The following is a 14,715-nucleotide window of genomic DNA, read 5'->3' on the forward strand; positions in this document are numbered from 1 at the left end:
GTTTGCCGAAACTATGGCATCGTGCCGCAAAGAGCGAACGTCTTGAAAAAAAGATCATGGTCCAACAAGGGGATAGAGGAGGACCACGCAGCCGTGCGGCGTTGCTTCGACGCCGCGCCGCGGATGCAGCCCTATGCCGTACACGGTCCGCGATCGGCGAGAGCAGGCCGGTGCCGGTAAGTCGTCGGGACAGAACGGGCCGGCTCGCCGCAAGCAGCGGCTAGAACCCGTTTTCAATGCGCTCGAAGACGACGTTGGTGAAGGCCGATATCTGGCTGCCGATGAAGGGACCGGTCAGCGCCGCCACGAGCATGATGGCGACGATCTTCGGCACGAATGTCAAGGTGATCTCCTGGACCTGCGTCAGGGCCTGGATCAAGGCGATGCCGATACCCACCGCCATGGCGACCAGCACCACCGGCGCGGATGCGGTCAGCACCGTCCACACCGCGTACTGGACGATGTCGAGTGCGTCGGCCTCGTTCATGGGGTCGGCCCGCCGGAGCCGTCAGCTTGCCGCCTTGACCGAGACGCCGGGGCCGACCGCGATCTCGGTGCCGTTGCCCAGCACGGCGATGAGGCCGCTGCTGGCAAGGCGCACGGACGCGACGGTGCCCGTCGTCTTGCCGTCGGCGGACGTTATCGAGCGCCCGATCAGCGCATCGGCCTGCGACAGCGCCGAGGACTGCATGATCTGGTCCAGCTTGGTATTGGTCTGCACAGACTGCTCGACCTGCGAGAAGGTGGCGAGCTGGGCGACGTACTGTGTCGAATCCATCGGCTTGGTCGGATCCTGGTTCTTCATCTCGGCGATCAGAAGCTTCAGGAAGGACTGGTAGTCGACAGCGGTCTTGGAGGTCTGCTGGCTGGCCTGATTGGCGCCAACCGGTATCGTCGTCGTCATGTCCACGGTCATCAGCGTGCTCCCACAGCCAGCGGACGCGAGGCGCCCGGAACGTCGTCATTGCCGCCAAGCGCGCGGCGTTCGAGCGGATAGAGCGACCGGATCGCCTTTAGCGCCTCGTAGATGTGATCCTCGCCGACCATGCGGTCGATCTGTTTCAGCGCACTGCCGATCTCGGCGTCCTCGAAACTTGCAAGCAGCAGCGGTAGGGAGCGGCGGAACATTTCGCGCGCCTCGCCGGCGCCGGCCGGATTCATGAGCATCACCTGGAGGATGAAATACAGCTGCTTGAGCGGCGTCGAGGCGTCATCGGCCTGGATCACATGGCTTTCGAGCAGGAACTGCACGTCGTTCATCAGTTCGACGGTGACCTTGCGGTCGACGCGGATGACGGCACCGTTGATGTAGATCTTCTCGTTCGGCTTCAGCGATATCTTCAGCGTGTTGGTCATTGAATGCCGTCGCGGATGATCTGGGATACCTCGATCAGTCCCTCGAAATTCTGGGTGCGGCCCTGGCGGATGTCTTCCGCCTCGCGCAGCAGCCAAAGGCCGATCGAAATCAGGTTGGCGCGCAGTTCCTTGGGAAGCGCGTTGTCGTTGGAGCCGAGATCCTCGACAAAGGCGGTCCAGACGCGGTTGGTGAAATGCAGCGCCTCCACTGCCTCCATCGAAGCGGGGCCAAGGGCGGCGGCCGCCGCCAGCATGTCGATCGAGCGGGTCAACAGCTCCCGTTCACGGTCCTTCGCATCGGCGACAGAGGTGCTCTGGATGTCGGCGTAGGAGAATTGGTACATCGTTGGCTCTACCGTTCCGGTTCAGAGTTGTCAGGTCAGGTAATTCAACAGGCTGAGCTGCTGGAGCCGCGCCGTCAATGCGAAGGAGGTCTCGATGTGCTGCGTCAGGTCGGCGACGCGGGTCGCGGCTTCGGCCGGGTCGACCGCTTCAAGATCGAGAATGTGGCGCTCGAACAGGTCGACCTGCGTCTTCATGCGGTCGACAGCGTCGGACACGCGCTTCTGGACGATGCCGGTTTCGGACTGAACCTGGCCGATGCCGCTCAGCGCTTCGCCGACCAGCGACTGCGAGCGGCCGACGATGGTGTCCTTCGCCGCCTGGCTGATGTTGGTCGACATCAGGCTGGAGACCATGGCCGCCGCCATGGCGAGCTTCTTGATGCCGTCGCTGTTGGCGCTGGTCGAGGTCGCGGTGGTTTCGTTGAGCGCGATGCGGCTGACGATCTGCTGGTCGGTGGCGTTCGACCAGTTGGCCTGCCAGCCCGAACCGAAGAACTGCGGCTCGACGTCGTTGGTGATGAAATCGTCCATCTGGGCCGCGGTGATGTTTGCCGCGGCGGGGTCATCCGGCGTGAAACCGAAATTGGCGACAAAGGAGGCGTCGAAGGCAGCCTTGGCGGGTGATCCGGCCGCTGTGAAATCGTTGATCGGCTTGACGTCGGTGTTGGTGCCGGCAAACAGATACTCGCCGTTGACGCTGGTGTTGAGGATCGAGGCGAGCTGCTGGACGGCCGTCTTGCCGGCCGACTGGGTGAGGTTGGCGGAAGAATCGCCCGACGTTGAGGTGGTCAGGCTCGACAGCAAGGTCTGCGCGACGCTGGAGAGCTGGCCGAGCGAGGTCTGCGTCGAGGAGAGCCGGGCGGCCACCAGGCCGTTGGAATCGATAATGACATTGAGCCGGTCGAGATCGCGCGAGAAGGTGACGGACTGGGCGGTGCGTCCGCCCAGCGCCAGGCCGACATCGGCGACCCTGCCGGTCGAGGACTCCTTCGTGGCTTTGACGAGCTCGGCCTGCATGCGCATCTGCTGATAGCGCATGGCGTTCGAGAGAGCGGCCGAAGAGACTGAGGTCATGGATTATCCCACCGCGCTGAGCAGAGCCGCCAACATGTCGTCGACGGTTTTCATCATTCGGGCCGATGCCTGATAGGTATGTTCGAGATCGAGAAGCAGCGACATTTCCTGGTCGACATTGACGCCGGTGGCGTTGGACAGCGCCTCGGCGCTGCGCGATGCCAAAGCTTGCTTGGCGTCGGCTGCGGTCGACGCCTGCTGGCGCACGCCCTGGAGCCACCCGATCGAATTGGCGGCATAATCGGCAACGCTCGACGTCGCCGAAATCCCGGCGGCGGGGTCGAATGTCATCGGCTGATCGAGCCGGTCGCCATAGGCGACCAGAAGGCTGGAATAGGAGGCGCCGCCGGTGTTGACGACATAGGCCGCGCCGTTGGCGCCGCCGTCGCGCAGCAGTGCCGGATTGCCGCCGACACTTGGATCCATGGCGGCATTGACGCTGATCGTGCCGGCAAGGCCATTGACCAGCGTGCCAGCGGCCGGCACCGCCGGCGCGCCAGACCAGGTGAACAGCCCGGCGGCGTTGGGCATTGACGGCGCGGTCTCGGCGAAGGCCGTGATCAGGCCGCGCGCGGTCTCGTCGAGCTGGCTCTGCATGGTCGAGGCCACGCCATCGCGCAATTGCAGCAAACCGGCAAGCTTGCCGCTGGCGCTGGTGTTGCCGCCGGTTCCCGCCGAGATCGGCACGTTATCGATGTAGAGTGCGTTGCCGACGGTACCGGCGCTGTAGCCGGAGGATGGGGCGAAGCTGACCGTTCGCGGGATGGTTTCGAACAGCGTCGTGCCGTCACCCGTGGTGATGACCATGTCATTGTCGCCGCGCGTGAAGGTCGAGACCGGAACATAGTCCGAGATCTTCTTCAAAAGCGCGTCGCGCTGGTCCAGCGCATCGGACACGTCGGTGCCGGAGCGCGTGCCTGATATGACAGCCTGGTTGGCATCCTGGAACTGGCTGAGCAGCGAGTTAAGATCGTCTACCGCGGTGGCGATCTGGCCGTCGGTCTGGGTGCGAAAGTCCTGAATGGCCCTGGAGCCTTCGTTCAGGGAACGCACGACCTGCTTGGCTGCGTCGATGACGCTGGAGCCGAGATTCTGGTTCGAGGGCGAGGTGGCATAGAGCTGCAGCGCCTGCTGCAAATTGCCGATCGCGGTCGAGGGAGAGGACGCATTGTCAACGCCATTGACCGAAACATCCAGCTGATCCAGGCCGCTATAGAGCGCGTTTTGGCCGCTGTACGCCGACAGGGCGCTGAGATTCTGGCGGAAGAGCAGGTCGTTGGCTACGCGCTGGATATCAACCGAGCGCGCGCCCGGCGCCGTGCTGGTGACGACGGCGATGCGGCGCGTATAGTCCGGATTGGAAGCGTCGGCGACGTTGCGCGAGACAACGCTGGTCTGCCGAGCGGTGTTCATAAGCGCCGATTGGGCGATGCTCAATGCGGTGGAAAGCGACATGCGGGTCTTTCACGGGCGTTGCCCGGTTTTATCTCTTCAGGTTGACAAGGACGTCCATCAGGTCGGAACCGGTCTGGAAGACTTTCGAATTGGCGGTGTAGCTGCGTTGCGCCGCGATCATGTTGGTCAGTTCCTCGGCGATATCGACGTTCGAATTCTCGAGCGCGCCGGAGATGATGGAGCCGAGCTTGCCTTCATTGGCAAAGCCGACGCGGACCGCGCCGGATTCGGTGCCCTGCGAGTACACATTGCCGGGCAGCGCGGTGAGCTGGTCGGGACTCTGCACATCGGCCAGCGGGATCTTGTAGAGCGGCTTGGTGGAGCCGTCCTTGTACTGGGCGTAGATGGTGCCGTCCTTGCTGATCTGCACCTTGTCGATGGTGCTCGGCGCGTTGCCGTTGACCTGAGCGTCCGAAACCGTGAAGCCGGTGCCGAGCTGGGTCAATGCCGACAGATCCAGTGAAAAGGTGCTGCCGTTGGGCACGGTGAGCGAGACGCTGTCGACGGCGCCGGTGAGCTTGCCCGTGGTCGTGTCGAAGGTCAGGTTGGCCGAGCCAAGCGCGCCGCCGGTGTAGGGGAATGACGTTCCGGCGGTCGCCTTCGACTGGTCGAAGACCGACACCTGCCAGGTGCCGGCGCCGGTGTTGGTGAAATAGACGTCGAGCAGCTTCTTGTTGCCGAGATTGTCATAGGCGACCATCGAGGATTTCGAGGTGTACTGCGCGCCTGCGGCGTTGGTGGTGGGCAGGTTGCCGGCCGCGACCGGCGTCGCGCCTGCGGGCAAGTTGCCGCTGTAGAGACCCTCGGTGCTCGGGGTCGCGGTCATTCCCTGGTCGGAGATGACGACCGGGACCAGTCCTTCAAAACCGTTCACCGTCGCCGCCGGCACGCCATTTTCGTAGCTGTAGGCCATCAGCTGGAAGCCGGCCGAGTTGACCAGCCTGCCCTGTCCATCGGGAACGAAGGCACCGGCGCGGGTCAGGAAAGGCGTACCGCTCGGGTCCTGGACGACAAAGAAGCCGTCGCCGCTGACGGCAAGATCGGAGACAGAGGTGGTGTATTGGAGCACGCCGGGATCGCTGACCGCCTGCCGGATCGTGGTGGTGATGCCGCCGGAATTATAGGCGCCGCCCGTCGATGGCATGACCAGTGTTGAGAATTCGGCGGATGACCGCTTGTAGCCGGTGGTATCGGAATTGGCGATGTTGTCGGCTGTCGTCGACAGACGGTTGGCCTGCGCGTTCATGCCGGAAACGCCGGTCCGCATCATCCCGTAGAGGCTCATCGAAATGTCTCCGCAATGTCCATGCCATTGGCAGCGAGGCTACGCGTCCTGTCTTGCGCGAGGCTGGCGCGGCGGTGCATCAGAACACCAGCCGGTAACCGAGGAAGCGCTTGGAATCGATCGGATCGGTGCCCAGCTTCTCGCGCAGCTTCTTGCGCAGCTTGCTGATGTGGCTTTCCACCACGTTCTCCTCGACCTCTTCGTCGAAGATGCCGTAGATGGCGTTGAATACTTGGGTCTTGGTGACGCGGCGGCCGCGATTGCTTGCCAAATATTCGAGAATGCGGCGCTCACGGCGCGGCAAGGGAAGCGGCTGGCCATTGATTTCGGGGTCGCGGCCATCCATGAAAATGCGCATGGCGCCGATCTCGGTAAAGGCGGCATCCTCGTTGGCGCGGCGGCGGATGGCTGTTATGCGAGCCAGGATCTCGCGGATATGGACCGGCTTGCGGATGACGTCATCGACACCGCTCTCGAACAGCCGCAACGTGTTCTCCAGCGAATGCTGCTCGCTGAGAGCAATCACCGGGGCTCCGGTGCGGTCGCGGATCTGGCGCGGAGAGATCGCGCCTTCGCGGCAGTCGCCGATGAGGAAGGCCCGGACCGAGCGCAGATCGGCATCGGCGGCCGAGTTCACCCACTCGCCGAATTCGCCGGAAGCGAAGCCCGCGCAGGCGATGCCCTCGCGGTCAAAAAGTGAATTGTATCCGTCTGTCACGAGCTCTCGCTCGTCAACGATAACGATCATCGGCCCCGCCTCCGAATCAGCTCATCTGCCCCGTGGGGAAAGCCGTATCCGCTGGCAGGAATCCTGAACAACCGTCATTTCTTGTAACTAGTTTCTTGGGAGTCCGGAATCGCATCGGTTGCATTAGCATGGGGTGAGATATGCTTGGTGCTCCAAGTCCCGGCCAAGTCGAAGCGCAACGCCGAGACTTTGCGACCGATTGCATGAGATGCAACAATACACTCATGGATTGCAGAACGTGCGAGCGTTGCCGGTCCATTTGCCGAAGCCTGTGGCCACCATGTTTGATATCACGCGGCAGACATAGACCTTCTGCGCCGGGTCGTTGTCGGGCCCCGCGTGATAGCGGGCGACAGCCATCGACCAGGTCACGTGACGGGCATGAAGGCTGGCCAGGAAACGCGCCGCATAGTCGACATTCTGACGCGGATCTAGCATGTCCTCGACGCTGCGAAAATGCGCGCCGTGGTAGTGGTGATTGATTTGCATGCAGCCGAGATCAATCAGCGTCTTGCCTTCGCGTCGGGCATTGGCGAAGGTGGCAAGAGCTTCCGCGCGGCTTGTCGGGAAGACCGCTTTTCCTTCTATATTCAATGCGTTGGGCTGCAAGCTGCCCTTCTTGCCGGTCTCGGTCAAGCCGACGGCATAGAGGATGCCAGCCGGCACGCCGTAGCGGTCGGCGGCGCGCAGGATCTCCGGTTCGCAAGCATTGGCGGCGGCAGCGGCGGCGCTCGCAAGACTAGATAAAGATATCGCCGCCAGCGCGCTCGCGAGAAGGCGAAGCGGGGCGGCCGTGTGCTTGCGCGTCATCATTGTGTCTTCCGGCGGATTGCTGGCCCGGTTGCTGGCCGCCGGCGCCGCTGTTGCCGCCGCCGGAATTCCCGGGTTGAAAGGACGACTGGTCGCGGCCCGCCGCCGTCTGCAAGGATGCGGTCGCATCAGTGCGGGTCGTTGCGGGGACCGCTACCGAAGGTTGTAGTATCGTGACCTTGTCAACCTCGAAGCCGAGTCCGCGCAGGGACTTGACGATGGCATCGCTATCAGAGGACAGCCGGTGGTAGGCGTCATGTGTTTGAGGCTTCAACTCAATCGAAAGTTGTTCTCCGGAGAGGCGAAGATTGGCGGTGACCATGCCAAGCTCGGCCGGATGAAGTTCGATCTTCAACACATGTGTCGCGGCGGCAACAGGGCCTGTCAGTTGCGCAGTTGCGGAGTGTGTCGAAAGCGTCGTTTTCGGGCCGCCATCGGCTGTTATGGCGCCGATCACGTTGAGGGCGGCCTGGCTCATCGGCGCCTGCGGCGGGGCAGGGAAGCTGCGCTCGGAAACCACGTCGATGCGCCCTGCCGCCGACAGTTGTTTTCCGGGCTCGTGCCGCAACGAGGACTGAACATCGGCCATGGATTTCAGCTGCGGTGCCGCCTGCTTCGGATCCAGGTCCGGCACTTCGGCCGGCGCTGTCTGGGGCAGTGGCCCGGCCGCGATCGCATTGTCGCGTTTTGGCCTGCCGGCGGCGTCGTGGACGGTCTGGCCATCGAGCTTGGTCAGCGACCCATCCACGAGCGATGTCCGCTCGGGCTTCGAGATCGGTTCGAGATCGTCATGCCCGGCGGCGGATTTCGGCCGGTAGGCCTTCGGCAGGAGCTGCCCGTCGAGCGCCGGTTCCTGTCCGGTTTCGCTCGTATCGGCCGGTCTGGCCGATGTCGAGAAATGGCGCAGGTCATGGAACGCGATCAGCAACGGCAGATGGTCCTCGAGCGGCGTCGTACCTGTCTCGGCCGCTGCGCCATCGGCGTCCTTGTCCGGCTCGGCGGTCTTGTCGTCCCTGGCTGTTTTCGCGGCCGGCATTCCGCTGGATGGGATCCTTGCCTTGCCAGCCGGCAGTGGCTCGTCCTTCTGCCCGGCAGGACCGGCGGCAAACCTGCTCCAGCGCTCATCGCGCGATTCGGCCCCGGCTGCCGGATACTTGTCCGGGTGGGCCGGCCCGGCCTTGTCGTCCAGCATCTTGCCGAAACCCGTGTCGTCATTTTTTCCGGTCGCCGGCTGTTCCGCCGTCGTGCGCGCGGTGGTGATTCCCGGCAGCGCCGGACCGAGGCTGGGGGTCATTTCGGAGCGGCTCCAAGCATCTGGTCGATCAGGTCGAGCTGTCGACGGGTTTTGACCATGGCGGCATCGGTTGGGTCTGACGTGTCGGTGCTGGCCGCGGCCACCGGCGCCGATGCCGGCAGGACAGTTGCCGCATCGCCCGGAGCCGGCGGGTTCGGCGCAGCTGCCACTGTGTCGCCGGATGGCGCGACGGCCGGCTGTTCGGAGACAGCACCCTCGACGGGCGGCAATCCGGCGGCGTCGGTGGACTGCGCGGCGGCAGGCTCGGGCTCGTGCGATGGCATGACTTCGGCAGGTGCCGGGCTGGCGGTCGGAAGGGAAGCGGGCGGCGCCACCACTTCGCCGGCGATGGCCTCGGCGGCGTCGAGCAGCGCGCGGTCGCCGTCCGACAGCCGGCTGCGGTCGATCTTGCCCAGCTTGGCGCGCACGTCCTCGATGGTACCCGATGTCACGGTGGACAGGCTTGAGTAGAGCAGGGCGCGCGGATCGCCCTGATTGGTGTTGCCGTCGCGGCCTTGCTCGGCCCGCGCCGAGGCGAAGGCGGACAGTTCGTTCAGGCCGTCGATCGCGGCGCGGCGGGCGATGCGCAGATAAATGACCTTCTCGCGCTCGGGATCCATCATTGAGGTGATATCGGCCAATTTGTCCTGGCTGATCGACATGTGCAGCTCAATCACGCCCGAGACGAAGGAGTCGGCGAACTGGCTGGCATAGGGCGAATAGAGATAGCGCTCGACATATTGTGTGGAGGCAAGCGCAAAGCGCGCCGCGTCGCGCTGCGCGACCGCAATGCCGACCGAGCGGCGCAATGCCGCCTCCTCGACCAGTGTCCCGGGGCCGAGCAATTTCGCCTCGTCGAGCAGCACCAGCGCCGCGGCCGGCTGGTCGCTGGCGAGCAGCGAACCCTTGACCAGGGCAAGGAAGGCGGCGAGGTCGCTGGGCTCCGCCATCGGATCGACCGGCTTCAAGGCTTCGATGGCCTCGCCGGGGCGGCCGTTCAGGTAATCGATGACGCCCCTGGCAAGGGCTAGGTCCCGCGCATCGGCGGTGGCGCGCGACACGGCCGCCTCGACGGTCACCGGGTTGCCGCCGCTCATGCCGTAGACCAGCAGCGCGCGAAAATTCTTCGGATCCCTGAAATCGTCCTTGTCCGCCTCGCGCAAGCGCGTATCGATCATCTCCAGCAGCTTGGACTGCATCGGCAGCGCGGCGTGGTCGCCGACGGCGATACGGTCTTGAATAAGCTGCAGCGAGCGCACCAGCTGATAGGGTTGCAACGAATCCTGCGCGAGGGCGGCCGTAGGCTGGCCGGCCAACAGCAAAAGGCCCATCAAGCGGCTGGTGAAGACCGCCCGCCTCATCCGCCGGTCGCCATCAGTATCTCGATGCGGCGGTTCACCGCCGACAGCGGATCGGCGGGGTCCTTCGGCTGGCGGTCGGCGAAGCCGGCGACTTCGGTGATGCGGCGCTCGTCGACGCCGCCGCGCACCAGCATGTAGTACGCCGAATGCGCGCGCGCCGTCGACAGCCGCCAATTGTCGTAGCCGGCGCTGCGGAACGGCCGCGCGTCGGTGTGGCCGTTGATGCTGATCGTGCCCTTCTGGCTGTTGACGATGCGGCCGATCTTTTCCATCGCGAGCACCAGCTCACGGCGCGGCATCGCGGAGCCGACCTCGAACATGCCGAAGTCAAGCTGGTCGGTGATCGAGATGAGGACGCCCTTGTCGGTGGCTTCGACCGAGACGCCGTCGTGCAACTTGTCGCCAGGTTTGAAGGCCTCGGCCAGCTGCTGCCTGACATCGGCCGCAGCCTTAAGCGCGGCCGCGCCCGGCTTCTTTTCGCCGGCATCGGGCTTGGCCGCCTCGGCGACGGCGGCAACCTTGGCGTCCGCGAGCCCGGCAGCGCCGGCTTTCGCATCACCCGCCTCGGCGATTGCCGTTGTGGCCTTGCCGTCCTTTGCCAGAGGTTCAAGCGGCGCCGCGATGACCGGCGGCGCAGGCGGCACGGCCTTGACCTTGGCGACCTGCGCCTCGGCGGCCTTGTCGCCGGGCTTCACCGGATCACCTTCGATCCTGGCGCGCTGCGCGCTGGCCTCGGCGCCCGGCGAGGCCACCTGCTGAGACCAGAAATCAGGCTCGAACGGATCACGATAGGAGGCGCCGCCGGAAGCGCCCGTTGCCGGGCCGGCACTCTGCGCGCCGCCATCGCCCTTCTGGCTGACGTTCTGCATGATGCCGGTATTGGTGGCGATTTCCGAAAGCACCGCGTAGGGATCGGCGAACAGGTGTTCGTCGGACTGCTCCGACTGCTGCGGCTCCTGCTTTTCCTTTTTGGGATCGGATGAACCCGCGCCGCCGGCTCCATCCTGTCCGGCCTTGGTGGCCGCCTCTTCCGGATTGTCGGCGGTCAGCCCGATGGCGCGCGGACCGTCGCCGAGATCCTCCAGGCCCTTGCGGCTCGAGGTGCGGTCGACCAGCTTGACCGGATTGAAATAGCTGGCGACCGCCGCCTTGGTCTGTTCGTTGGCGGCGTTGATCAGCCACATGACCAGGAAGAAGCACATCATGGCCGTCATGAAGTCGGCGAAGGCGATCTTCCAGACGCCACCGTGATGGCCCTCCTCGTGGTCGTCATGGCCGCGACGCACGATAATGATCTCGTGCCTGGCCTGATCGGCATCGGCGACGCTCATGCCAACACCTGGGAGAGCGTTGCCGACCATTCGGCCATGCGCGTCTCGAACACCGCTTCGTCGATGGAGACCGTGAGATCGAAGCCGGGAGCTTCGATGAAGTCGAGATTGGCGGCGCGCGCTCCGAGCGATGCCTTCAGCGCTTCGAAAAGGGAAAGCGGGCCGCGCACGACTATGCGCACCGCTTCGCCATCGCCGACCGCCTCGCGGACCGCACCGGCAAGCGCTTCAAGCGAGCGCTTTTGCAGGTCGTCACTGACGATGCCGCCGATGATGCGGGCGACGGTGGCGGCGACGAGGTCCGTCACGCGCGCCTCCATGGCATCAATGCGCAGCGAGACCGCCTCGCCGACATCGCCGCCGAAGCTCTCGAGAAAGGCCTTCGCTTCCTCGGCATTCGCCCGGCGTTCAGCGTCCATCGCTGCTTCGTGGGCAGCCGAAAGCCGCTCGCCGAGCGCCGCCTCCGCCTGGGCGACCGCTTCGGCAATCAGCATGCCGATATCGGCCTGAGGCGCGGCTGCTTCCGGCTCGTGGTCGGCGGGAGCCTTCGGCTGGCTGACACGTTGCGGGCGCGTGCCGAAATCCGGCAGGAGATCGAAAAGGGCTAGGGAAGGCATGGACTACACCGCGATTTCCTGGGCCGCCCATTTGCGCAGGATCTGCGCTGTGCGCTCCTCGTTGAGGTCGACCATGCGGGCAAGCCGCTCCTGCGGCGCGGGCCTGATCTTCTGGCGCAGGTCGTCGAGCGGCGTGGAGCCGGCCCGCACGCCCGGCAAGGCGCCGACGGCCGAGCCGGCTTCGGCGGAAGCCGTGCCCTCCGGCGTCGGCAGCGAGCGCTGGACCTCGTCGAAATTGGGACCCGCTATGGACGGCGTCGCCTTTGCTGTCAGGGCCGCCGCCATCGGGCGCAGGCCGAAGAAGGCCACCAGGAACACGACGACGATGAAAGCGCCGGCATTGATCAGCGTGCCGGCGTGCTGGCCGACGGAATCGAGCATTCCGGCCTGCGGGATCGCCTCGCCGTCGAGCCCGTCGATGAACTCGACCGCCGAGACGTCGATGACATCGCCGCGCTTGTCGTCGAAGCCGGTGGCAGAGGTCACCATCTTCTGGATGTCGGCGACGCGCTTGGCGATCTGTTCGGGCGTGGCGTCCTTGCCCAGGATCGCCTTCAGCCGATCCTGGTTGACGACCACGGCGATAGACATCTTGGTGACGCTGTAGCCGTTGGAGACGGTGGCGATCTTCTTGGAGTTGATCTCGTAGTTGGTGATCTCTTCCCTGCGGTCGTTCTGCGAGGAGGATTGCGGACCCTCGGTGGCGGTCGTCTGCGTCTCGGGGAGGTTCTGCTCGACGCTGGCCGGGGTGGAGGCCTGCTTCTGGTTGTTGTTCTCGTTGGCGCGCACCGACTGCACCGAACGCTCGACGCGCGACTCCGGATCGAAGATCGTCTCCTCGGTTTGGCGGGTATCGGTGTTGACGTCGGCCTTGACGCTGGCGCGGAAATTGTCCGGGCCAAGATACGGGGTGAGGGCGCGCCGGATGTTGTCACCGATCTGCGCCTCGACGGTCTGCTCGACGCCCAGCGTGCGGGCGGCACTTGTGTTGGAGGGATCATCTCCCGCCGCAAGCAGATTGCCGTTGGAATCGAGCACCGTCACCTTGTCGGCCGACAGGCCGGGAACGGCGGCGGCGACGAGATGGCGGATCGACATGGCGCTTTTCTCGGCGTCGATGCCGGCGTAGCGGATGACGACCGACGCGGAGGGCTGCTGCTCGTCGCGGCGGAAATTGGCACGCTCGGACATAACGATATGGACGCGCGCAGCCTTGACGCCCGCGATCGACTGGATGGTGCGCGATATTTCGCCCTCCAGCGCGCGCACACGCGTGATCTGCTGCATGAAGGAGGTCAGGCCGAGCGAGCCGACATTGTCGAACAGTTCATAGCCGGCATTGGCGCTGGTCGGCAGGCCCTTTTCGGCAAGCAGCATGCGGGCCTGCGCGGTGGTGCCGGCCGGGACCAGGACCGAGGTTCCGTCGGAGCCGACGTCGAAGCCGATGCCGGCCTCGCCCAGCACGAGGCCGATCTGGTTCACGTCGGCGCGGTCGAGCCCGACATAGAGCGTGTCGTAGGCCGGACGGTTGAGATAGACGGAAGCGACACCGATGACGCTCATCACCAATGCGGCGATGCCCGCCAGCATGGCCAGGCGCTTCACGCCAAACCCGCGGAGATTCGCGATGATGCTCTGGATCTGTTCCGGCACGGTCGACTACTCCCAGCATGACTGTCCGCTGGAACACTAGCCCTCGAAGCTTGTGCGAAAATGAAATCGGGCCGCGCTCGGCGCGCGGCCCGTCAACCTTGAGGTGAAGACGTCGAGTGGGCGGTCAGCTCTTGAACAGCGACAGGATCGACTGCGAGGAACTGTTGGCGATCGACAGCGACTGGATGCCAAGCTGCTGCTGCACCTGGAGCGCCTGAAGGCGGGTCGATTCCTTGTTCATGTCGGCGTCGACGAGCTGGCCGACACCGCGGTCGATGGAGTCCATCAGGCTCTGCGTGAAGGTCTTCTGCAGGTCGATGCTGCTCTTGGCCGAACCGAGGATGGTGGCGGAATCGGTCAGCTGGCTCATGACGTTGTCGATCTTGGTGATCATCTGGGTGATGATGTCGTCGGTCACGCCTGCCGCAGTGATGTCGAGATTGTAGGCGGAAATATTGTCGACCTTGGTAACCGCCCCCGCCGCTGTCTGGCCGGCGGTGTTGGCTGCGATATCCGTTGATCCACCCGCGATCGATGCCGCATAGGCGGTGTCATACAGGGTCTGCGCGGCCGCGGTCGAATAGACCGATGTCTTGCGGTCGAGAATGCCCTGGTTCTTGACCTCGCCGGCAAGACCGGAATCGAAAAGCTTGGTGCTCTCGACATCGATGTCAATCGTCCCGAGCTGGACGGCGCCGGACGAGGTGCGGTTGAACGAGGACACGATCTTGGAGTCGGGCTGGACGCCGTCATTGGCGGCCGACACCTGCTTGGAGATCACCGACAGGAAATTCGAACCGGAGAAGGTGGCGGCGTCGGCAAAGGATTTCATCTGCGCCTGAAGCGCCGTGATTTCGGTCTGCGTCTTTGCCTTGGCGGCATCCGTCTGGCCGACGGTCGAAAGCAGCTTGGTTTTGATCTTGCCGATCGTGTCCAGCACATTGTTCATGCCGGTATAGGCGGTGTCGACCTTCGAGGCGCCGAGGCCGAGCGCATCCTGCACGGTCGAGAGCGCCTGGTTGTCGGAGCGCATGGTGGTGGCGATCGACCAGTAGGCGGCGTTGTCGGAGGCCTCGGAGACGCGATAGCCCGTCGAGACGCGGGCCTGTGTCTGCTCGAGCGACTTGTTGGTGGCGTTGAGGCTTTGAAGTGCAGTCAACGCCGCAGCGTTCGTCATGATGCTCGCCAAGAAACTCGCTCCTTCTCTAAGCCGGCATGCCCACAGGCCTGGTCGGCCTGCCCATCGGCTGCGATCGTGCCGGTCGGGCCGATTCGACAACCTGTCGTAAGCTATTGGTTAACCATAGCTAGCGCGATATGGTTAACGCCCTGTTAAAAGTCAGCTTTCGACAGTTAAGGAACGAGGATTGCGCGGGGCTGGAGCAAA

At 64.5% G+C, this 14,715-nt stretch carries 15 protein-coding genes; all 15 read right to left on the reverse strand.

What is annotated here, in order from left to right:
* Nucleotides 1-220 precede the first annotated feature (220 nt).
* The 15 genes from fliQ to FJ946_RS12325 all read right to left on the reverse strand — a co-directional run bounded on the left by fliQ (nucleotide 221) and on the right by FJ946_RS12325 (nucleotide 14,517).
* Nucleotides 221-487 (reverse strand): flagellar biosynthesis protein FliQ, encoded by a 267-nt coding sequence (gene fliQ, locus FJ946_RS12255; RefSeq protein WP_140496235.1) that lies wholly within the window; start codon nucleotides 485-487, stop codon nucleotides 221-223.
* Nucleotides 488-508: 21 nt separating this feature from the next.
* Nucleotides 509-916, reverse strand: coding sequence for a flagellar hook assembly protein FlgD (gene flgD, locus FJ946_RS12260; protein WP_140549654.1), 408 nt, complete (start codon nucleotides 914-916; stop codon nucleotides 509-511).
* Nucleotides 916-1,356, reverse strand: a complete 441-nt coding sequence (gene flbT, locus FJ946_RS12265; protein WP_140496233.1) for a flagellar biosynthesis repressor FlbT — start codon at nucleotides 1,354-1,356, stop codon at nucleotides 916-918. The genes flgD and flbT overlap by 1 nt, the downstream gene beginning before the upstream one ends.
* A complete protein-coding gene (flaF, locus tag FJ946_RS12270; protein WP_140496232.1) occupies nucleotides 1,353-1,700 on the reverse strand; it encodes a flagellar biosynthesis regulator FlaF in 348 nt (115 codons plus the stop codon). Before flaF ends, flbT begins: the two co-directional genes overlap by 4 nt.
* Before the next feature lie 30 nt (nucleotides 1,701-1,730).
* On the reverse strand, nucleotides 1,731-2,774 hold the full coding sequence (locus FJ946_RS12275) for a flagellar hook-associated family protein (protein WP_140496231.1): 1,044 nt from the start codon (nucleotides 2,772-2,774) through the stop codon (nucleotides 1,731-1,733).
* A 3-nt stretch (nucleotides 2,775-2,777) separates the two neighbouring features.
* Nucleotides 2,778-4,229 (reverse strand): flagellar hook-associated protein FlgK, encoded by a 1,452-nt coding sequence (flgK, locus tag FJ946_RS12280; protein WP_140560324.1) that lies wholly within the window; start codon nucleotides 4,227-4,229, stop codon nucleotides 2,778-2,780.
* Between the two features lie 28 nt (nucleotides 4,230-4,257).
* On the reverse strand, nucleotides 4,258-5,514 hold the full coding sequence (locus FJ946_RS12285) for a flagellar hook protein FlgE (protein ID WP_140522332.1): 1,257 nt from the start codon (nucleotides 5,512-5,514) through the stop codon (nucleotides 4,258-4,260).
* Nucleotides 5,515-5,593: 79 nt separating this feature from the next.
* Nucleotides 5,594-6,262 (reverse strand): response regulator transcription factor, encoded by a 669-nt coding sequence (locus FJ946_RS12290; RefSeq protein ID WP_140496228.1) that lies wholly within the window; start codon nucleotides 6,260-6,262, stop codon nucleotides 5,594-5,596.
* Between the two features lie 222 nt (nucleotides 6,263-6,484).
* The gene (locus tag FJ946_RS12295) at nucleotides 6,485-7,072 is read right to left on the reverse strand and encodes a transglycosylase SLT domain-containing protein (protein ID WP_181167718.1); all 588 of its coding nucleotides are present in this window, start codon (nucleotides 7,070-7,072) and stop codon (nucleotides 6,485-6,487) included.
* Nucleotides 7,002-8,366: a flagellar hook-length control protein FliK gene (locus FJ946_RS12300; RefSeq protein WP_140496227.1), complete on the reverse strand. Its 1,365-nt coding sequence runs from the start codon at nucleotides 8,364-8,366 to the stop codon at nucleotides 7,002-7,004. Before FJ946_RS12300 ends, FJ946_RS12295 begins: the two co-directional genes overlap by 71 nt.
* Nucleotides 8,363-9,727: a chemotaxis protein MotC gene (locus tag FJ946_RS12305; RefSeq protein WP_140566238.1), complete on the reverse strand. Its 1,365-nt coding sequence runs from the start codon at nucleotides 9,725-9,727 to the stop codon at nucleotides 8,363-8,365. Before FJ946_RS12305 ends, FJ946_RS12300 begins: the two co-directional genes overlap by 4 nt.
* Nucleotides 9,724-11,058: a MotB family protein gene (locus FJ946_RS12310; RefSeq protein WP_140556609.1), complete on the reverse strand. Its 1,335-nt coding sequence runs from the start codon at nucleotides 11,056-11,058 to the stop codon at nucleotides 9,724-9,726. The genes FJ946_RS12305 and FJ946_RS12310 overlap by 4 nt, the downstream gene beginning before the upstream one ends.
* Nucleotides 11,055-11,675, reverse strand: a complete 621-nt coding sequence (locus FJ946_RS12315) for a hypothetical protein (protein ID WP_140566241.1) — start codon at nucleotides 11,673-11,675, stop codon at nucleotides 11,055-11,057. Before FJ946_RS12315 ends, FJ946_RS12310 begins: the two co-directional genes overlap by 4 nt.
* Before the next feature lie 3 nt (nucleotides 11,676-11,678).
* Nucleotides 11,679-13,328 (reverse strand): flagellar basal-body MS-ring/collar protein FliF, encoded by a 1,650-nt coding sequence (fliF, locus tag FJ946_RS12320; RefSeq protein WP_140556612.1) that lies wholly within the window; start codon nucleotides 13,326-13,328, stop codon nucleotides 11,679-11,681.
* A gap of 124 nt (nucleotides 13,329-13,452) precedes the next feature.
* Entirely contained in the window at nucleotides 13,453-14,517 is a 1,065-nt protein-coding gene (locus tag FJ946_RS12325; protein WP_140513641.1) for a flagellin, read from the reverse strand.
* Between the last annotated feature and the right edge of the window lie 198 nt (nucleotides 14,518-14,715).

The sequence above is a fragment of the Mesorhizobium sp. B2-4-7 genome (genome assembly GCF_006442685.1).
GTDB lineage: Bacteria > Pseudomonadota > Alphaproteobacteria > Rhizobiales > Rhizobiaceae > Mesorhizobium.